Genomic DNA, 17,870 nt, shown 5'->3' with positions numbered 1-17,870 from the left:
GGTGTTGGAATTATTCATTATTAATTATTCATTGTTTTCGGTCCAGGCCTGGGTGGCCTTGATGGCGCGTTTCCATCCTTTGGTGAGATGGCTGCGCTTGTCGGCATCCATAGCGGGAGAGAAGGTTTTGTCTACCTGCCACTGGCTGCTGATGGTGCCAACGCTATCCCAGAAACCTACTGCCAGTCCGGCAAGATAAGCGGCGCCGAGGGCGGTGGTTTCTGTAATATGGGGGCGTACCACTTTAGCGCCCAGGATGTCTGCCTGGAACTGCATGAGGTGGTTATTGGCGGTGGCGCCGCCGTCTACACGGAGCTCCTTAATGTTCATGCCAGCGTCAGCTTCCATCGCCTGGAGCACATCCAGGGTTTGGAGGGCAATGCTTTCCAGTGCGGCGCGGGCAATGTGAGCGGCAGTAGTGCCGCGGGTGATGCCCACCATGGTGCCGCGGGCATATTGGTTCCAGTAGGGAGCACCCAATCCTGCGAAGGCAGGTACCAGGTAAACGCCGTCGCTGCTATCTACAGAAGTGGCCAGCTTTTCTACGTCGGCAGAGTGGCGGATGATGCCGAGGCCATCGCGCAGCCATTGTACCACGGCGCCGCCGATAAAGATGCCGCCTTCCAGGGCATAAGTCGTTTCACCGTTTATTTGCCAGGCAATGGTGGTGAGCAGGTTGTTCCGGGAGGGAATGGCTTTTGTACCTGTGTTCAGCACCATGAAACAGCCGGTGCCGTAGGTGTTCTTCACCATGCCGGGGGAGATGCACATTTGTCCGAATAAAGCCGCCTGCTGATCGCCCGCTATACCGGCGATGGGTATACGGAAAGGAGTGAGGGTAGCTTCTGAATGGCCGTATACTTCGCTGGAGCTTTTCACTTCGGGCAGCATGGAAGCGGGTATATCCAGCAGCTGTAACAGTTCAGTGTCCCATTGCAGGCTGTGGATGTTGTACAGCATGGTACGGGAAGCATTGGTCACATCGGTCACATGCAGCTTGCCTTTGCTGAAGTTCCATATCAGCCAGGTATCTACGGTGCCGAAGGCCAGCTGGCCTTTGTTGGCTTTTTCCCTGGCGCCGGGTACGTTATCCAGGATCCATTTTATTTTGGTGCCGGAGAAATAAGCGTCTATCACGAGCCCGGTCTTTTCCTGTACCAGGGGGCCGTATCCCTGCTGTTTGAGCTGGTCGCAGGTGGCAGAAGTGCGGCGGTCCTGCCATACGATAGCGTTATGTACAGGCTTACCGCTTTCCCGGTCCCACACGATGGTAGTCTCCCGCTGGTTAGTGATACCGATGGCGGCTATACGGCCGCCGTCCAGTCCAGCTTTGATGATCACCTCTGCCGCTACGCTGGCCTGGGTAGACCAGATCTCCATCGGGTCGTGCTCCACCCAGCCGGGCTGGGGATAGATCTGGTGAAATTCTTTTTGTGCTACGGCTGCAATGGCGCCCTGGTTATCAAAGAGGATAGCGCGGGAGCTGGTAGTGCCCTGGTCTAATGATAGTATATATTTTCCCTGCATGGTGTATAACGTGGTCTAATGGTTTATGGCTTAAGGTAGGCATTTTTTCTAAAAAAAATCCCCGGTACCACAGGCACCGGGGAACACCATCTAAAAATGCAATATGATCAGGTATTACCTTGTTTTTTTGGCGTCTTCCAGGAATTTAGCCAGGCCGATATCCGTCAGCGGATGTTTCAGCAGGCCAAGGATGGATTCTAACGGGCAGGTACATACGTCTGCGCCTACTTCAGCACATTTGATGATGTGCAGCGGGCTGCGTATGGAAGCTGCCAGGATCTCCGTTTTAAAGCCCTGGATGTTGTAGATGTTGGCTATCTGTGCGATCAGTTCTACGCCGTCCCAACCGCCGTCGTCGATACGGCCGATGAAGGGTGAAACGTAGGTAGCGCCTGCTTTAGCAGCCAGGATGGCTTGTCCGGCAGAGAATACCAGGGTGCAGTTGGTTTTGATCTTGTTCTCAGTGAACCATTTGATGGCTTTTACGCCGTCTTTGATCATCGGCACTTTTACCACGATGCGGGGGTGCAGTGCTGCCAGCTTTTTACCTTCTTCTATGATGCCGTCGAAGTCGGTAGCAATTACTTCCGCGCTTACGTCGCCTTTTACCATCTCGCAGATGGTCTCATAGTGTTTCAAAATAGCTTCTTCACCTTTGATGCCTTCTTTAGCCATGAGCGAAGGATTGGTGGTAACGCCGTCTAAAATGCCAAGATCGTGTGCTTCCTGAATCTGTGCGAGATTTGCTGTATCTATGAAGAATTTCATATTGAAAGTATTTAGTCTTTTTTTGTGGTTATTACCCGCTATAAGGAATAGCTGTTATGACAATATCATGTTTAGCGGTAACGGTTACAGGCAGGTTCATCTGAACATCGGTCATTAGAGAGGAGGTGGAGAAAATAGCCACCCGAATGACTATTGACATATGAACTAATGACCTGGAATAAGGAAAAAAAAACGGCAAGTTACTTACATCGCACCGCTACAACCGCCTACCCTTGCTACATTCCTGTCCTGGGGGAGTTCAGCAGGAGCTGGTCGTATAAGACTTGCCGGTTGCAAAGGTAATAGAATTCAACTAAAATGCAAATTTTAATGCAAAGATGTTAGTAGCTGGTTTTCATATTCCTATATTATATGTGGAAAAAAAATAATGTTCGAATGTGAACAATCTGAAAGAAAGATGGTTTATTTGTAATATAAAATCCTTTCAACCTTAATTTTTTTACCTAAAAAACAAAAAAAACCTCAACATTATGGAATCTTCATCCTCGGCTATTGGTGGTGTCGCTATTATTATCTGGCTTGCCATCATCGTATTTTACATTTATTGTGGCTGGAAGATCAATGAGAAGGCCGGTCAGCCCGGATGGGCTGTTATCGTCCCCATTTATGGCTTCCTGGTGCACATGAAGATCATTGGCAAACCCTGGTGGTGGCTGCTGATGATGTTCATCCCTATTGTCAACCTGGTGTTTGCAATTTGGGCCACTAATTTGCTCAGCAAGAGCTTCGGTAAGAGCGAGGGCTTTACAGTGGGTCTGATCTTTCTTGGTTTTGTTTTCTATCCGATCCTGGCCTTTGACAAATCGATCCAATACCAGGGTCCGGCCGGCGATCCTAATGCCGCTCCGCTGGGTAATCAGATCCAGAGCATTGGCGCAGACGTAAGATAATGGTACGGGGGAAAAAGTTATTGCTTAAAGGAGTGCCCCGGGGTTGTTACCGGGGCACTTATCATTTCCGACAAATTATTAATTATTTTAGCTTACAATAAAACATACTATACCAATGGAAACTGTTAATCCATCTTCAATCGGCCAGGATCTGCTGGGGGATCTGGACGAAATGATACCCCTGAATTATGCATCACAGGGACAACGATTTGCCAATTATATCATTGACGTTATCGCAGCTTGTGTTTTCTACTTCCTGGTGGTTGGCGGTGTGGCTGTACTAATGGAGAGCAGCGGGGGAAATTCCGATATATTATTTGACGGCTTATTTGGTTACGTACTGACCTATTCGTTTTTTACCGTGTACTATACACTCATGGAAGGATTGAACAAGGGCCGCACCCTCGGAAAGCTCATCACCGGTACCTATGCAATAGGCATAAATGGTAAGCCGCTGACAATGCGCCAGGCCTTTTACAGGAGCCTTTGCCGTATTGTGCCGTTTGAACCATTTTCAGCTTTCGGCACAGCCTGGCACGACAAATGGACGGATACTACTGTGGTGAAAAAGTAATAGAAGTGAGGAGGTTCAGTCCTTCGTAACGTAATAGTTATAATCGTTCAACAAGGTTTCGAGGAATTGCATGTGATCCATCTCCGTTTCGATCTTCAGTACATCCCTGACGCGATAGGATACTTTCGCCGCCAGCTCGAGGTTGCCTGATTTCAGCGCGCGGTCCATCAGTTCCTTGACCTTGTTCAGGTCTTTGTCGGATAAGCGCAGGATCTGCGGGAAATGCGGCTGATAGTCCGTTTGCGAGACTTCGCGGAAGATGGTATCGTTCAGGCTGCTTTTTGTTTTGGTATTCACTACAATGGTACCGGCCACCACATCGCCCAGCCGCTGGTTGTATTTGGAGCGGGCAATGGCAATAATAGGGACAACGCCCCAGAAAACGACGGGAGACTCCAGGATACGGAATACCCAGCGGATCATGTGCTGGCTGTAGCTGGGCGGATTGCCCAGCATACTTACCACCTTCAGGCTCATGGCCATTTTTCCCGGTGTTTGTCCGCGCATGAACACCTCAAAGATCAGGAAATAGAGGCTTAAAGGCAGGCCAATGGCCCAGAAAGCGAAAATATTGCCGGCGGGCCCGGAAAAGGAATTTGCTGCTACCACCCATACCAGTATCAGCCAGGCAACCCGCACGGCGAGGTCTATCAGCCAGGCCACGAAACGCTGACTGATATCAGCGGCCTCAAATTCAAGGTCTATATTGAAAGCAGTTGGTATTTTTATAGCAGCCATGCACAAATTTACTAATTAATGTATATGTTTGTCAGGTATGAGGGAATCCACTTTCATTAAAAAAAACCTGGCCCGCTGGAAGCGTTACCAGGAGGAGCCAAGTGATGATCCGGATGTAATGGCAGAACGGTTCACCAGTTTGCTGGACGATCTCGCATACGCTAAAACTTTCTACAGCTTTAGCAAGGTAACCCAGTATATCAACGGGATGGCAGCTGCCATTTACCAGCATATTTACCGCAACCGCCGCGAAGAAGCAGGACGCGTACGCACTTTTTTAGCTTACGAGCTGCCTTTGCTGATCCGCCGGCATCACCGCCTGCTGCTCTTCACCTTCGCGTATTTCCTGTTGTTCAGTATCATGGGCGCTTTTTCTGCCTCACATGATGAGACTTTCGTACGCGGCATCCTGGGCGATGAGTATGTGAACATGACGGAGCAGAATATCTCCAGCGGCGATCCTTTCGGCGTATATAAAAGCGGCAATGAGTGGGTGATGTTCTTCTATATTGCCTATAACAATATTAACGTGGCGCTGATGTGCTTTGTGGGCGGCATCATCTTTACCGTGGGCACGCTCTGGATGCTATTTAAGAATGCTGTTATGCTGGGCTCTTTCCAGTATTATTTCTTTGCAAAGGGGCTGGGCTGGCAATCTGTATTAGTGATCTGGATCCATGGCACGCTGGAGATCTCGGCCATTGTAATCGCCGGTGCTGCAGGCATCATCATGGGGAGCGGTCTGCTGTTCCCCGGCACACGCAAAAGAGTGGATTCCCTGAAACGCTCGGCGAAAGACGGTATCAAAGTGATCATCAGTCTCATCCCCATATTTGTAGTGGCTGCTTTCCTGGAAGGATTTGTAACCCGTCATACTTCCATGCCCCTGTGGCTCAGCCTCCTGATACTACTGTTATCACTGTCTTTCATTATCGGTTACTTTATCGTATATCCTATATATGTGCAGCGGAAGGGATACCGCCTGGATGTTTCTACCGGCGCCCTTGTGAAGCCAGATAAAGCCATACCGGCAACAAACTGAAACCATGATGAAGTGCATAACGAATAGGTATAAAAGTTATTTACTGTTGCTGGTCTGCATCATGCTTCCCTTTTTTTTAGCTGCCCAGGAGCTGGATACATTATCGTTGGCCGATGTTGACACGTATGCCGATACAACTGCATTGGAAGAAAGCGAAGGGGGTGGGCTTGAAGCGCCTGCTGCAGAACAGGAGGTGAAAGCGCATTCCTTCTGGGATCAGGCGGTGCCCGTGAATGTTGACAGCACGGAAGAATGGTGGGTGAACGGCGGGCTGGTACAACGCAAAGTGCCCGATGATGTATTATCTAAACTGAAAGCTGATAAGGCCCTGCAATATGATAAAGAGAAAAAAGCGCCTGTCCGGAATGATTGGCTGATCCGGTTCTTGATGGCGCTGGTGCGATTCCTGTATGGCATTCGCCTGCTGATCATTGTGTTGCTGGTAGGCGGTTTGCTGATGCTGGTCTTTTACTTTATGCGTCAGCAGGGATTCCGCTTCCGTGGAAAAGTGGCCGACGAGATGCCGGATACAGAAGAGGCGGAACCCGGTATAGCGGGATATGAGAAACATTTACAGGAGGCCATTGCGCGGGGTAATTTCAGGCAGGCCGTACGCTTTTTGCACCTGCAAACGCTGCGGCTGATGGCCGACCGGGAACTGATCGTATTGAGCAAGGATAAAACCAATGCAGATTACCTGCGCGTATTGCTGAAGACCCAATGGTATCAGCCTTTTGCCCGTCTTACAAGAGATTATGAATACATATGGTACGGAGAGGTGAATGTGAATGCAGATCAGTTTAGCCGCATTCACGGGCAGTTCCGCCAATTTATAAACGAATTAGGATTTACCCGGTGAGATCAAAGATTTTCATTATAATAACTGTCTTTGTAGTGCTGTGCTTCCTGCTGCTGATGATAGCAGGCAACCAGTCGCGTAATTTCGATACCCGGCAGGACCTCAGCAAGCAAAGCTTTTCTCATAAAGACAAGCTGCCCGGCGGCTGCTATGTGGCTTATAACTGCCTGCAGCATCTCTATAATGGAGAGCCAATGAAGGTGATGACCAAGCCTTTTACACGTACTTACAGGAAGAATGATTATCTCAATAAAGGAGAAGGCAGCCTGTATATACTGGTGGCTGATAAACTGTACACCAGCCAGCAGGATATAGAAGATATGCTGCAGTTTGTAAGAACAGGCAATCAGTTATTCCTGGCTGTGAACCGGCCGGACAGCTTGCTGGAAGCGCGGCTGGGCATGCGCGTGAACAACGAACGTATGCTATTTACAGCTGCGCCGAGCGCAGAGCATTATGTAAATCCCTATATAGGATCGGATACGGTATTCTCACGTAAAGGTATATACGAGGGCCGGTTCTTTACTGGCATGGATACCTCCAATACCACCATACTGGCTACCAACGAGCATCAGCAGCCCAATTTCATCCGCGTAAACTATGGCAAGGGAGATATATTCGTATTGCTGAACCCATCCTCCTTTACGAACTATTTCCTCATGCATGGCAATAATGTTGTCTCCCTGGAAAACCAGATGGCTTATACCTACGACACACCCTCCGGTGTGTATTGGGATGAGTATTACAAATATCTTAACGGCCCCCAGGGCGATTTCAGCGAATGGCAGGTGCTGATGCGCTACCCGGCTATGCGCTGGGCGCTGTGGCTGTTTGTAGCGCTGCTTTTGGTATATGTTATTTTTGAAAGCAAAAGACGGCAGCGCATCATTCCTGATAAGCCGATACTGGCCAATAATTCACTGGAGTTTGTGGAAACGCTGGGCCAGTTGTATTACCAGCAGGGCAATAACAGGAACCTGGCGCAGAAAATGACCCTGCACTGGACAGAATACGTGCGCACACGCTTCTACCTGGGCACACAGCATCTGAACGCCGCCTTTGTAGATACGCTGACCCGCAAATCCGGACAGCCGTATGCTATCGTGCGCGGGATCGTGGAAAGCATTCATCATATACAGCTATCCGACCAGGTCAGCGATGCCGACCTGGAAAAATTCTATAAAAGCATTCATCAGTTTTACCTAAATACGAAATAAATGGACGTTAATACATTTGAGCCGAGATCAGATCTTCTACCCTTCACCAGTCAGTGGAGGCCATCCGTGCGGAGATCGGCAAAGTGATTGCCGGTCAGCATCAGATGATAGACCTGCTGATCACCGGGCTGCTTACCCAGGGCCATGTGCTGATAGAAGGCGTGCCGGGAGTAGCTAAAACGCTCACTGCCAAACTGCTGGCCCGTTGTGTGGATGCCGATTTCTCACGTATACAGTTCACACCTGATATCATGCCGGCCGATGTGCTGGGCACTTCCGTATTTAACCCGCAGAGCCGGGAGTTTGAATATAAGCGCGGGCCTGTTTTCAGCAACCTGGTGCTGATAGATGAGATCAACCGCGCCCCTGCCAAAACACAGGCCGCTCTGTTTGAGGTAATGGAAGAACGGCAGGTGACCAACGACGGCATCACACATCCGCTGCCTTTACCTTTTATGGTGATCGCCACCCAGAACCCGATCGAGCAGGAAGGTACCTATCGCCTGCCAGAAGCGCAGCTGGACCGCTTCCTGTTCAAGATAGAGGTAAAGTACCCGGAGATAGCGGAAGAAGTAGCGATGCTGCAGGCCATGCACCAGCATAACGGCATCCAGGATATCACGCTGATGGTGAACCGCGTGGTGACCGCCAGCCAGGTGCTCGAGTTCCAGGCACAGGTACGCAGGATCCACATCGAAGAAAAGCTGCTGCATTATATCGCTGCGCTGATACAGGAAACGCGCGTGAATCCCTCGCTGTACCTGGGCGCTTCACCGCGCGCATCACTGGCGGTAATGAACTGCGCCAAGGCTGTTGCCGCCATGCGCGACCGTGATTTTGTAACACCGGATGATATTGTAGAGATGCTGCCGCATGTGCTGCGCCATCGTATTATGCTCACTCCGGAGCGTGAAATGGAAGGCATTGCTGCAGATGAAGTGATTGCCCAGATCATCAAAGCAGTGGAGGTACCCAGATAATGTTCCTGAAAGCGCTATACCGTTCCTTGTTCTTCGGCAACCGGTTTTACCTGGGCCTGGCAGTGAATGTGCTGCTGTTCATCGCATCCTTTTTCTTCCCGGCGCTGTATACCATTGCCTTGCTGGTGTTCGCAGCGCTGATGGCGCTGCTGTTGCTGGATTTGGTCTTGCTGTTCTTTACCTCCGGCACCGCGTTGGCGTTGGAACGCATTACACCGCTGCGTTTCAGCAATGGCGATGAGAACGAGGTGCGTATTCATGTGCGCAGCAATTTCCGGTTCCCCATATCAGTAGCGATCGTAGATGAGCTGCCTTTCCAGTTCCAGCTAAGGGACCACCTGCTGAAAAGCTGGATCAGGCCCGGTGCGGAGCAGGTATTCAACTTTTCCTTACGGCCGGTTGAAAGGGGCGCTTACGAGTTTGGCAATACCAATGCCTTTGTATCCAGCCCTTTTGGACTGGTGAAGCGGCGCTTCATCTACGGGAACGAAGCGCTGGTAAAAACTTATCCTTCCTTTTTGCAGCTGCGCAATTTTGAGCTGCTGTCTTATATGAACCGGCTGGACCAGCTGGGCGTGCATAAAAAGCGCACCATCGGTCACAGCATGGAGTTTGACCACATTAAAGAATACACCCGTGGTGATGATGTGCGTATGCTGAACTGGAAGGCTACCGCCCGCAGAGACAATTTGATGGTGAACACTTATGTGGAAGAGCGCTCGCAGCAGGTTTATTGTGTGATAGATAAGGGACGAAATATGAAAATGCCTTTTGAAGGCCTTACACTGCTGGACTATGCGATTAACTCCACCCTGATATTCAGCAATGTGGCCCTGCAAAAAGGAGACAAAGCCGGGCTGGCCACCATTGCTGCGCAGCAGGTAGATATCCTGCCAGCCAGCAATAAGAAAACGCAGCTGAACAAAGTCCTGGAAATGCTCTACGCACAGGAAACCCAATGGGAGGAAAGCGACTATGAAAAGCTGAGTATTTCATTAAGGAGGGCATTTAACCAGCGTTCACTGCTGATCCTTTTTACCAATTTTGAATCTATGCCGGGCTTGCAGCGGCAGCTGCCTTACCTGCGTAAACTGGCCCGCTATCATTTGCTATTGGTGGTGTTCTTTGAGAATACCGCACTGAAGAAAGTAACAGAGCAGCAGGCATCCGGTGTGGAAGAGATCTATAAGCAGGTGATTGCCCAGCAATTTGCCTATGAGAAAAAACTGATCGCGCGGGAACTGTCGCAGTACGGCATCATGTCGCTGCTGGTTACGCCGCAACAGCTCACCATCCAGGTGATCAATAAATACCTGGAGCTGAAGGCGCGTATGCTGATCTAATTCCTTTTCTTCTTCTTTTTATTGGTATTGTAGATATCCCTTTCGTCTTCTATCACCTGGGAGTCGTCATCCGGCATTTGTTTTACGGGTATCACGGAGCGTGCTATCAGCCCCGGTTTGGCCTTGTAGGTGGCCGTGACGTTAATGAAGCGGGTGGTATCACCGGTGTTCAGCATGAGGTCCTGTCCCAGGAGTTTCCCGGCGGAGGTCTGCAGCTGGATGCTGGAAGTATCCAGGGGGTAGATCTTGCCTGAGCTGAATTTTGCCTCTACGTTCAGGTAAAAATGGATGCCTCTTTTCAGGCTGTCGGCATAGTGGTTAAACCGGATGCCTGTGATATAGGGCAGCTGCAGGGTGGTTTCAAAAGGAGGGTGGCCGCCTGCATCCGGAAGGGTCACCAGCAGTTTGATGCGGTAATGTTGCTGCGCAAGCTTCTGGCGGTCAAAGTACAGGTAGCCGTTGCGGAAATCGCCGTCGGGGCTGGACACTTTAATCGCTCTCCAGCGATAATCGCCTTCCAGGAAACCTTCCGTCTGGCGGATGTTCCCGTTGTTGTAGCTGATCTCCAGTCCGAGGGGGGCCTGGTTATACAGCTCTACCACGGCGGTGGTGTCATAAAAAGCGGTAACGCCTGTCACTACTGCTTTCTGTGCAGCGGATAACAGGGGAAGCAGTAAAAAGGCGGCAAGCAGGTGCACTCTCATAGCCATAACAGAAGAAAAAATCATTCCAGAATCCGGCGTTTATACTTTCTGGCGCAGCGCGCTTACTTCGTCGAACGAGCCCTGAAGCTCCTGCATCAGGCGGTCTACTATCTCACGGGTGCTGATGATATCCTTCACCATTTCCACGCTTTGCCCGGCGCTCCACAGGTGTTGGTAAGAGCCGGGGCGAACGGCCTGTTCCAGTTTTTTCATGCCCCGCAGCTGTACCAGCATTTTAAAATACTTACGGGTACGCGGGTTGCGGCTCAGCATTTTTTCGAACCAGTTCTGTTTATAGCCTACTTTTTTTGCGGCCGGCGTATTAATAATATTACAGGGAGTACCGGAAAGGCGTTCCGTTAGTACGATGTCTTCCATACCATATTCCAGGATGGCCTGTTTGTAGGCATCGCTTACGGAAGCTTCCACGCTGGCGATGAAGCGGGTGCCGATAGACACGGCCTGTGCGCCCAGCACCAGGGCGCTTGCCATTTGGCGGCCGCTGGCAATGCCACCGGCGGCTACCAGGTATTTATCTGGGAAGGCCTTTTGCAGGGCGGGTACCAGTACATGCATAGGGTAGGGGCCTGCATGTCCGCCTGCTCCCGCGCAAACGGCAATGAAGCCGTCACATCCTGCCTGGGCTGCTTTTTCGGCATGCTGCAGGTTGGTAACGTCGCAGAGTACTTTCCCGCCATAACTGTGGGCGGCTTCTACCACCTGCCTGGGGTTGCCCAGGGAGGTGATATAAAAGGGCACACGGGCCTGCACACAGTCCTGCAGGTGTTTAACATATAGCGGGTTGGTCTTTTGAACGATCAGGTTAACGCCATAGGTGCCCGGGGTGGATAACCGGCTGTGGTGTTCATTAAGGCGTTCCAGCACCGCTTTTAGCTCTCCCTCTTTGCGGAAATTGAGGGAGGGAAAAGTGCCGGCGATGCCGCTGTCCATGGCGGCTTTCACCATGGCCTCGTTGCTGACCAGGAACATGGGCGCCTGGATGATGGGGTGAATGGTGTTGAGGAGGTTCATTATTTAAACGGGTTGTGCTTTTCTGGAAAACCGTCGAACAGATACTATTTTCCCCCTCTTCTCCTTGCTTTATCCTTGCAGTATCCTTGCTGTATCCTTGCTGTTTCCTTGCAGCGGAGGCTTTTGGGTAAAATAGTATCATCTTGCGGCGGTGGCAGCCTGTAAACTACTTACCTGCAGTTGCCTGGCCACATATTTCCCTAATATATCAAATTCCAGGTTAACGGTATGGCCCGCCTGAACGGCAGATATATTGGTATACTGGTAGGTGTAGGGAATAACGGCGACGGAAAACTCCTGGTTGGTCACATTAAATATGGTGAGGCTGATGCCGTTCAGGCAGATGGAGCCTTTTTCCACCAGCAGGGCTGCAAATGCTTCGGGATAGCGGAAGCGGTATTCCCAGCTGCCATCCTGCGGGGTGACGAACAGGCATTCGCCTACGCTGTCTACATGGCCCTGTACCAGGTGCCCATCTATACGGCCGTTGAAGAGCATGGCCCTTTCCAGGTTCACTTTCTGGCCGGGAGTAAGCTGGCCCAGGTTGGTTTTCTGGAGGGTTTCTGCAACGGCGACGGTTTCATATGCATTGTCCAGCAGGCGGGTCACGGTGAGGCAAACCCCGTTGTGGGCGATGCTCTGGTCTATTTTCAGCTCGGGTGTCAGGCCGGAACCGATGGTGATAAGCAGGTTGCCGCCTTCTTTTTTGGTGGATATTACTTCTCCTAATGATTCGATGATACCGGTAAACATAGAGACGAAGGTAGGGATTTTAGACATTTGTATATTCGCATGCGCAGCCGGCTTACATATCTGCATATCTATTTTGAATTTCTAAAACATTGTTTTATCTTTGCCTTCCCTAAAAATTATTAAAGGAGCATTTATTATGTTGATCATCGATTCTAAAGATTGCGAAAACATTGACAAAGCGCTGAAAAAGTACAAGAAGAAGTTTGAAAAAGCGCGTATACTGCTGCAACTGCGCTCTCGTCAGTCTTTCACCAAGCCTTCTGTTAAGCGCCGTAACGAGGTGCTGAAAGCTGTTTACAAGCAGCAGCTGGCCAGTGGCAAGTTTGAAGATTAATCAGGCGTAGCTTACGCATCAAAAATACTTGATGATTGTAAGGTTTTTAATAACTTTACAATCATCAATTTTTTTGCGTTGAGCGAAGATATCCTACATCCGGTAGTAGACCGGTTCTTATCCTACATTCAGCTTGAAAAGCGCTATTCTCCGCACACATTTGCCGCTTACAGGCAGGATCTTCATCAATTCTTTCAGTTCCTGGAGAAACAATACGGACAGCTGGAGCTGCCTGCTATTGGTCATTTGCATATCCGCAGCTGGCTGGCTGTGCTGATACAGGAGCAACAGCAGCCCAGGACCGTTAACCGCAAGATATCCGCACTCAAATCTTTTTTCAAGTATAGTGTCAGGCAGGGCCTGATACTGCAGACGCCTATGGTAAAGGTGTCGGCCCCTAAGGTAAGCCGCCGTTTGCCCGGGTTTATAGACGAAAAGGGAATGCAGGCCATGGAAGATAACCGCAGTATGCGCCGCGGGGAGGAGGGCACGCCCATCTTTTCAGACGACCTGGAAGGGGTTACCCACCGGCTGGTGTTTGACCTGCTGTACCATACAGGTATCCGTTTGTCTGAACTGATTAACCTGGAAGAACGGAATATTGACAGCGGCAACCTGACGATCAAAGTGCTGGGAAAAGGCAACAAGGAGCGGATCATCCCCATCAGCCGGGAGCTGCTGCAGCAGCTAAAGGACTATATGGCCCGTAAGCGCCGTGAGCTGGAAGATCCGGCGCCCCAGGTGTTGCTGGCCCATCCCAAAAGCGGCAAGAAGCTGTACCCCAAATATGTATACAGTGTTGTGCGGGATTATCTTACCCGCCACCAGATCACTACTATCACCCGTAAAAGTCCGCACGTGCTGCGGCATACCTTTGCTACCCATCTCACCAATAACGGGGCGGACATCAACGCTATCAAGGAACTGCTGGGCCATTCCAGCCTGGCCGCCACCCAGGTGTATACCCATAATACGATCGAGAAGCTGAAGGATGTGTTTAAACAGGCGCATCCGAAGGCGTAATTCAGTCGTTAGTCGTTAGTCGTTAGTTGTTAGTTGTCAGTTGTCAGTAGAATAGCGTGGAGAGACGTTTTACGTGCTGTCCCCGAGAACAACTTCGCTCTGGTCACTGACAACTGACAACTAACAACTGACAACTAACGACTGATGACTGACGACTAACGACTGACCACTGTTTTTCTAATGTTAACAAATTATTAGGTTTTAATTGTGCTAATGACGGCAAAAATTTATAAATTAGTAATGCAGTTCTTCACATAATCATTTTAAAACAGAGAGCCTATGAAAGTATGATTACCCACGTGAATTGAGATTGTTAAATATTAAAAAATTTAGTGTCATGAACGTTCAAATTCAAACGGTGCACTTTGATGCAGATTCCAAGCTAATTGATCATGTGAACAAAAAAATCCAGAAACTTTCGAACTTCTATGATCGCATTGTCAGTGTGGATGTATTTCTTAAGTTAGACAACGTAGCCCACCAGATTAAGGATAAGATAGCTGAGATAAAGATCCGTATCCCTCGCCACGACCTTTTTGTAAAACATGAGTCTAAGTCCTTTGAAGAATCCTTCGACCTCGCCTTCAATGCCGCTGTAAATCAGATCAAGCGGCAAAAAGAAAAGAAATTTCAATAAATCCTGAAAAATAATTTTGAAGTTATTAACCTCTTTACTACCTTTGCCATCCCGATCAAAAAAGGGATCGGTGAAGGTAGTAAAGTTCTTTACTGTAGGGCATTTTAGCCAAAACAGATCAGGTAAAAAATGAAGAGTGTCCCGGGGCTGAAAAAACAATTTTGAGATTTCAACAAAGCTGTTATTTTTGCGCTTCCTTTTACGGATACCTTGTGATAAGATACTTGGTATGCCAGCATAGCTCAGTTGGCCAGAGCTACTGATTTGTAATCAGTGGGTCGGGGGTTCGAATCCCTCTGCTGGCTCAGAGGCAAGTTCAAAAGGAGGACAAATTTCGTTCCGGTTTTGAATATTGTATTTGAGATTTGAGAAATTACTGGGGCAGGTTCCAGAGCGGCCAAATGGGGCGGACTGTAAATCCGCTGTCTTTCGACTTCAGAGGTTCGAATCCTCTCCTGCCCACCAACAAGGGTGAGTTCCGCTTTTGCCCACAAGCAGAGGCGGAACTTAGTTGTTGAATAACGTTTGTTCTTTGGAATTGATTTTTTGGAAATAATACAAATGCGGGAGTAGCTCAGTTGGTAGAGCGACAGCCTTCCAAGCTGTAGGTCGCGGGTTCGAACCTCGTCTCCCGCTCTGTAAAGCAGGTCGCGTCCGCCGGTTGGCGGATCGTCTCCCGCTCGTAGAATAAGCTGTTGTGATACGATAGCTGTATTTTTCAAGATTTTCACCAGCTGTTGTAGCTCAGGGGTAGAGCACTTCCTTGGTAAGGAAGAGGTCGTGAGTTCAATTCTCATCAACAGCTCCAACATTGTTTCAGTAATTCCCGTAGGACCTGCTGATCAAGTTTAGCATAACTAAGCGTTGTAGCTCAGTGGCAGAGCAGCCCCGGATTTCGCTTTCGTAACCGGGTAAGACATGAGTTCAATTCTCATCAACTGCGCAAGTTTGTAAAACAGTTTTAAAAACAACTATTAATACAATCTTTACAAACCATCTAAAAAGAAAATACAATGGCAAAAGAAACCTTTAAGCGGGATAAACCCCACGTAAACATTGGTACCATCGGCCACGTGGACCACGGTAAAACTACCTTGACTGCTGCCATTACAACCATTTTGGCTAACAAGGGTCTGGCAGAGAAGAAAGGTTACGATGAGATCGATGCGGCTCCTGAAGAAAAAGAAAGAGGTATCACTATCAATACAGCACACGTAGAGTATCAGACTGCTAACCGTCACTACGCTCACGTAGACTGTCCGGGCCACGCTGACTATGTGAAGAACATGATCACTGGTGCAGCTCAGATGGACGGTGCTATCCTGGTGGTTGCCGCTACAGATGGTCCTATGCCTCAAACAAGAGAGCACATCCTGCTGGCTAAGCAGGTAGGTGTACCTCGTATAGTAGTGTTCATGAACAAGGTTGACCTGGTTGATGATCCTGAACTGCTGGAACTGGTTGAGATCGAGATCCGCGATCTGCTGTCTAAAAACGGTTTCGACGGTGACAACGCTCCTATCATTAAAGGTTCTGCTACCGGTGCGCTGGCTGGCGATGCTAAATGGGTAGGTGCTATCGACGAACTGATGGACGCTGTAGACAGCTACATTCCGCTGCCTCCCCGCCCGGTTGATCAGCCGTTCCTGATGTCTGTAGAAGACGTATTCTCTATCACTGGTCGTGGTACCGTTGCTACCGGTCGTATCGAGCGTGGCCGTATCAAGGTGGGTGAAGCTGTTGAGATCGTAGGTCTGCAGCCTGAGAAACTGAACTCTACCTGTACAGGTGTGGAAATGTTCAAAAAACTGCTGGACGAAGGTGAAGCTGGTGACAACGCCGGTCTGCTGCTGCGCGGTATTGAAAAAGCTCAGATCCGTCGCGGTATGGTTATCTGCAAACCCGGTTCTATCACTCCGCACACTGAATTTAAATGCGAAGTTTACGTACTGAGCAAAGATGAAGGTGGCCGTCACACTCCGTTCTTCAACAAATACCGTCCTCAGTTCTACTTCCGTACAACTGACGTAACCGGTGAAGTTGAACTGGCTGCAGGTGTTGAAATGGTAATGCCTGGTGATAACGTGTCTCTGACTGTAAAACTGATCCAGCCTATCGCCATGGATAAAGGTCTGAAATTCGCTATCCGCGAAGGTGGCCGTACAGTAGGTGCAGGTCAGGTAACTGAGATCATCAAATAAGTAAGTATCTCATAATCAATAAAAAAGCCATTAGCATTTAGCAATTAGTGATTAGCGGGTTTTGTCGTAGATTTGCTAACAGCTAAGACGCACACCGCTAATGGCTTTTTATACGGGCATAGTTCAATGGTAGAATAGCGGTCTCCAAAACCGTTGATACGGGTTCGAATCCTGTTGCCCGTGCTGATAAGGTGAAGGTGAATAGTCTGACTATTCACTTTTCACCATTTACAGTAACCTTAAAAGGTTAACTTTATACTATGAACAAGATCAGAAGTTATTTTCAGGAGTCTTACCACGAGCTGGTACATAAGGTATCCTGGCCTACATGGCAAGAGCTGCAGTCCTCTACCATGATCGTGCTGATAGCTACCGTTATCATCACTCTCATCGTATGGGGCATGGATGCACTTTCCAACGTAGTGCTTACTCAATATTATAAACTGTTTTAACAATGGATGCATCCAATAACCCTGCTCAGGAAACAAAGGAAACAAAATGGTACGTTCTCCGCGTTGTAAGTGGGAAGGAAAAGAAGGTGAAAGAGTACCTGGATATTGAGGTGCGCCGTTCAGACTGGGGTAATGTTATCACTCAGGTTTTCCTGCCCGTAGAAAAAGTTTATAAAGTGCAGGCCGGTAAGAAAGTGATGCGCGAAAAGAACTTCTACCCCGGCTACGTAATGATCGAAGCGATTGACGGTAAAATGACCGACGAAGTGATCCAATCTATCCGCAACGTTTCCGGCGTGATACACTTCCTGGGTAAAGATCATCCCATCGCCCTCCGCAAAGCCGAAGTAAACAAAATGCTCGGTAAGGTGGACGAAATGAGCGATCAGGGTATCACCATGAGCGAACCTTTCATCGTAGGTGAAACCATTAAGATCATTGATGGTCCGTTCAACGACTTCAACGGCGTTATCGAAGAAGTAATTGAAGACAAGAAAAAACTGAAGGTAACCGTAAAGATCTTCGGCCGCGCTACCCCTGTAGAGCTGAACTTCATGCAGGTAGAAAAGATCAGCTAAGCAGATTAGCACCTTATATTATTAGCGCCACAATCTATACAGGTTGTGGCGCTTTTATTTTACGGGAAAATACCACCCGGAATCCCGTATAAATACCTGATCCTCATACTATCCCAAATACTTAACTTTGTAGTAGCTTAACTTTAGAGCAGGCATAGCAAAAACGAACGGACAATCATTCAACCCCAAAATCAGCT

The 17,870-nt window shown here is 49.0% G+C and carries 19 protein-coding genes, 6 tRNA genes and 1 other RNA gene; 19 read left to right on the top strand and 7 right to left on the bottom strand.

Annotation, left to right across the window (positions count from 1 at the left end):
* Positions 1–24: 24 nt before the first annotated feature.
* From glpK to ffs, 3 genes are all read right to left on the bottom strand, one after another.
* Positions 25–1,527, bottom strand: coding sequence for a glycerol kinase GlpK (gene glpK / locus ACR9Y8_RS11815; protein WP_481213462.1), 1,503 nt, complete (start codon positions 1,525–1,527; stop codon positions 25–27).
* Between the two features lie 114 nt (positions 1,528–1,641).
* Positions 1,642–2,295, bottom strand: a complete 654-nt coding sequence (gene fsa, locus ACR9Y8_RS11810) for a fructose-6-phosphate aldolase (protein ID WP_481213461.1) — start codon at positions 2,293–2,295, stop codon at positions 1,642–1,644.
* Between the two features lie 190 nt (positions 2,296–2,485).
* Positions 2,486–2,585: signal recognition particle sRNA small type (gene ffs / locus ACR9Y8_RS11805), an RNA gene on the bottom strand.
* A gap of 201 nt (positions 2,586–2,786) precedes the next feature.
* Between ffs and ACR9Y8_RS11800 the strand changes: the two genes are divergently transcribed.
* Both ACR9Y8_RS11800 and ACR9Y8_RS11795 read left to right on the top strand, forming a co-directional pair.
* Positions 2,787–3,206, top strand: coding sequence for a DUF5684 domain-containing protein (locus ACR9Y8_RS11800; protein WP_481213460.1), 420 nt, complete (start codon positions 2,787–2,789; stop codon positions 3,204–3,206).
* A 115-nt stretch (positions 3,207–3,321) separates the two neighbouring features.
* Positions 3,322–3,780, top strand: coding sequence for an RDD family protein (locus ACR9Y8_RS11795; RefSeq protein ID WP_481213459.1), 459 nt, complete (start codon positions 3,322–3,324; stop codon positions 3,778–3,780).
* 15 nt (positions 3,781–3,795) lie between these two features.
* Here ACR9Y8_RS11795 and ACR9Y8_RS11790 read toward each other — a convergent pair whose 3' ends face one another.
* On the bottom strand, positions 3,796–4,518 hold the full coding sequence (locus ACR9Y8_RS11790) for an RDD family protein (protein ID WP_481213458.1): 723 nt from the start codon (positions 4,516–4,518) through the stop codon (positions 3,796–3,798).
* Positions 4,519–4,555: 37 nt separating this feature from the next.
* Here ACR9Y8_RS11790 and ACR9Y8_RS11785 point away from each other — a divergent pair, with 37 nt between their 5' ends.
* From ACR9Y8_RS11785 to ACR9Y8_RS11765, 5 genes are read left to right on the top strand one after another with little or no spacing between them, the layout of a single operon-like run.
* On the top strand, positions 4,556–5,560 hold the full coding sequence (locus ACR9Y8_RS11785) for a stage II sporulation protein M (protein WP_481213457.1): 1,005 nt from the start codon (positions 4,556–4,558) through the stop codon (positions 5,558–5,560).
* Positions 5,561–5,564: 4 nt separating this feature from the next.
* Positions 5,565–6,419, top strand: coding sequence for a DUF4129 domain-containing protein (locus ACR9Y8_RS11780; RefSeq protein WP_481213456.1), 855 nt, complete (start codon positions 5,565–5,567; stop codon positions 6,417–6,419).
* Positions 6,416–7,636: a DUF4350 domain-containing protein gene (locus ACR9Y8_RS11775; RefSeq protein WP_481213455.1), complete on the top strand. Its 1,221-nt coding sequence runs from the start codon at positions 6,416–6,418 to the stop codon at positions 7,634–7,636. Before ACR9Y8_RS11780 ends, ACR9Y8_RS11775 begins: the two co-directional genes overlap by 4 nt.
* Positions 7,637–7,689: 53 nt before the next feature.
* Positions 7,690–8,616 (top strand): AAA family ATPase, encoded by a 927-nt coding sequence (locus ACR9Y8_RS11770; RefSeq protein ID WP_481213454.1) that lies wholly within the window; start codon positions 7,690–7,692, stop codon positions 8,614–8,616.
* Positions 8,616–9,959, top strand: coding sequence for a DUF58 domain-containing protein (locus ACR9Y8_RS11765; protein WP_481213453.1), 1,344 nt, complete (start codon positions 8,616–8,618; stop codon positions 9,957–9,959). The genes ACR9Y8_RS11770 and ACR9Y8_RS11765 overlap by 1 nt, the downstream gene beginning before the upstream one ends.
* Here ACR9Y8_RS11765 and ACR9Y8_RS11760 read toward each other — a convergent pair.
* The 3 genes from ACR9Y8_RS11760 to ACR9Y8_RS11750 all read right to left on the bottom strand — a co-directional run bounded on the left by ACR9Y8_RS11760 (position 9,956) and on the right by ACR9Y8_RS11750 (position 12,514).
* Positions 9,956–10,669, bottom strand: coding sequence for a hypothetical protein (locus tag ACR9Y8_RS11760; protein WP_481213452.1), 714 nt, complete (start codon positions 10,667–10,669; stop codon positions 9,956–9,958). The two genes, ACR9Y8_RS11765 and ACR9Y8_RS11760, sit on opposite strands and share 4 nt — an antisense overlap.
* 33 nt (positions 10,670–10,702) lie before the next feature.
* The gene (locus tag ACR9Y8_RS11755; protein ID WP_481213451.1) at positions 10,703–11,695 is read right to left on the bottom strand and encodes an NAD(P)H-dependent flavin oxidoreductase; all 993 of its coding nucleotides are present in this window, start codon (positions 11,693–11,695) and stop codon (positions 10,703–10,705) included.
* Positions 11,696–11,833: 138 nt separating this feature from the next.
* A complete protein-coding gene (locus tag ACR9Y8_RS11750; RefSeq protein WP_481213450.1) occupies positions 11,834–12,514 on the bottom strand; it encodes a riboflavin synthase in 681 nt (226 codons plus the stop codon).
* A gap of 70 nt (positions 12,515–12,584) precedes the next feature.
* Between ACR9Y8_RS11750 and rpsU the strand changes: the two genes are divergently transcribed.
* From rpsU to nusG, 12 genes are all read left to right on the top strand, one after another.
* Positions 12,585–12,782 carry a 30S ribosomal protein S21 gene (gene rpsU, locus ACR9Y8_RS11745; RefSeq protein WP_481213449.1) on the top strand — a complete coding sequence of 66 codons (198 nt, stop codon included), beginning with the start codon at positions 12,585–12,587 and terminating at the stop codon, positions 12,780–12,782.
* A 78-nt stretch (positions 12,783–12,860) separates the two neighbouring features.
* Positions 12,861–13,805 carry a tyrosine-type recombinase/integrase gene (locus ACR9Y8_RS11740; RefSeq protein ID WP_481213448.1) on the top strand — a complete coding sequence of 315 codons (945 nt, stop codon included), beginning with the start codon at positions 12,861–12,863 and terminating at the stop codon, positions 13,803–13,805.
* A gap of 337 nt (positions 13,806–14,142) precedes the next feature.
* Positions 14,143–14,442 (top strand): HPF/RaiA family ribosome-associated protein, encoded by a 300-nt coding sequence (locus tag ACR9Y8_RS11735; protein WP_145713195.1) that lies wholly within the window; start codon positions 14,143–14,145, stop codon positions 14,440–14,442.
* Positions 14,443–14,673: 231 nt separating this feature from the next.
* A tRNA-Thr gene (locus ACR9Y8_RS11730) sits at positions 14,674–14,747 on the top strand.
* 74 nt (positions 14,748–14,821) lie between these two features.
* Positions 14,822–14,907, top strand: a tRNA-Tyr gene (locus tag ACR9Y8_RS11725).
* Between the two features lie 98 nt (positions 14,908–15,005).
* Positions 15,006–15,078, top strand: a tRNA-Gly gene (locus ACR9Y8_RS11720).
* Between the two features lie 97 nt (positions 15,079–15,175).
* Positions 15,176–15,250: transfer RNA gene (locus ACR9Y8_RS11715), tRNA-Thr, on the top strand.
* Between the two features lie 53 nt (positions 15,251–15,303).
* Positions 15,304–15,385, top strand: a tRNA-OTHER gene (locus ACR9Y8_RS11710).
* A gap of 70 nt (positions 15,386–15,455) precedes the next feature.
* Complete coding sequence (gene tuf, locus ACR9Y8_RS11705; protein ID WP_481213447.1) at positions 15,456–16,643, top strand: elongation factor Tu; 1,188 nt, start codon at positions 15,456–15,458, stop codon at positions 16,641–16,643.
* A gap of 112 nt (positions 16,644–16,755) precedes the next feature.
* A tRNA-Trp gene (locus ACR9Y8_RS11700) sits at positions 16,756–16,826 on the top strand.
* Positions 16,827–16,903: 77 nt separating this feature from the next.
* On the top strand, positions 16,904–17,095 hold the full coding sequence (secE, locus tag ACR9Y8_RS11695; RefSeq protein ID WP_481213446.1) for a preprotein translocase subunit SecE: 192 nt from the start codon (positions 16,904–16,906) through the stop codon (positions 17,093–17,095).
* 2 nt (positions 17,096–17,097) lie between these two features.
* On the top strand, positions 17,098–17,673 hold the full coding sequence (nusG, locus tag ACR9Y8_RS11690) for a transcription termination/antitermination protein NusG (RefSeq protein WP_481213445.1): 576 nt from the start codon (positions 17,098–17,100) through the stop codon (positions 17,671–17,673).
* Positions 17,674–17,870: the final 197 nt, after the last annotated feature.

The organism is Chitinophaga sp. SVR4-12A, from assembly GCF_056754765.1.
Note: the sequence above shows the minus strand (reverse complement) of the source record. Positions and strands in the feature narration are given on the sequence as shown.

What these genes read in the sequence shown, in the direction of transcription:
- ACR9Y8_RS11750 (WP_481213450.1), bottom strand. Translation starts at nt 12,514, where the DNA reads ATGCAGATATGTAAGCCGGCTGCGCATGCGAATATACAAATGTCTAAA.
- fsa (WP_481213461.1), bottom strand. Translation starts at nt 2,295, where the DNA reads ATGAAATTCTTCATAGATACAGCAAATCTCGCACAGATTCAGGAAGCA.
- ACR9Y8_RS11780 (WP_481213456.1), top strand. Translation starts at nt 5,565, where the DNA reads ATGATGAAGTGCATAACGAATAGGTATAAAAGTTATTTACTGTTGCTG.
- ACR9Y8_RS11795 (WP_481213459.1), top strand. Translation starts at nt 3,322, where the DNA reads ATGGAAACTGTTAATCCATCTTCAATCGGCCAGGATCTGCTGGGGGAT.
- ACR9Y8_RS11735 (WP_145713195.1), top strand. Translation starts at nt 14,143, where the DNA reads ATGAACGTTCAAATTCAAACGGTGCACTTTGATGCAGATTCCAAGCTA.
- rpsU (WP_481213449.1), top strand. Translation starts at nt 12,585, where the DNA reads ATGTTGATCATCGATTCTAAAGATTGCGAAAACATTGACAAAGCGCTG.
- nusG (WP_481213445.1), top strand. Translation starts at nt 17,098, where the DNA reads ATGGATGCATCCAATAACCCTGCTCAGGAAACAAAGGAAACAAAATGG.
- ACR9Y8_RS11790 (WP_481213458.1), bottom strand. Translation starts at nt 4,518, where the DNA reads ATGGCTGCTATAAAAATACCAACTGCTTTCAATATAGACCTTGAATTT.
- ACR9Y8_RS11800 (WP_481213460.1), top strand. Translation starts at nt 2,787, where the DNA reads ATGGAATCTTCATCCTCGGCTATTGGTGGTGTCGCTATTATTATCTGG.
- secE (WP_481213446.1), top strand. Translation starts at nt 16,904, where the DNA reads ATGAACAAGATCAGAAGTTATTTTCAGGAGTCTTACCACGAGCTGGTA.
- glpK (WP_481213462.1), bottom strand. Translation starts at nt 1,527, where the DNA reads ATGCAGGGAAAATATATACTATCATTAGACCAGGGCACTACCAGCTCC.
- ACR9Y8_RS11755 (WP_481213451.1), bottom strand. Translation starts at nt 11,695, where the DNA reads ATGAACCTCCTCAACACCATTCACCCCATCATCCAGGCGCCCATGTTC.
- tuf (WP_481213447.1), top strand. Translation starts at nt 15,456, where the DNA reads ATGGCAAAAGAAACCTTTAAGCGGGATAAACCCCACGTAAACATTGGT.
- ACR9Y8_RS11765 (WP_481213453.1), top strand. Translation starts at nt 8,616, where the DNA reads ATGTTCCTGAAAGCGCTATACCGTTCCTTGTTCTTCGGCAACCGGTTT.
- ACR9Y8_RS11760 (WP_481213452.1), bottom strand. Translation starts at nt 10,669, where the DNA reads ATGGCTATGAGAGTGCACCTGCTTGCCGCCTTTTTACTGCTTCCCCTG.
- ACR9Y8_RS11785 (WP_481213457.1), top strand. Translation starts at nt 4,556, where the DNA reads ATGAGGGAATCCACTTTCATTAAAAAAAACCTGGCCCGCTGGAAGCGT.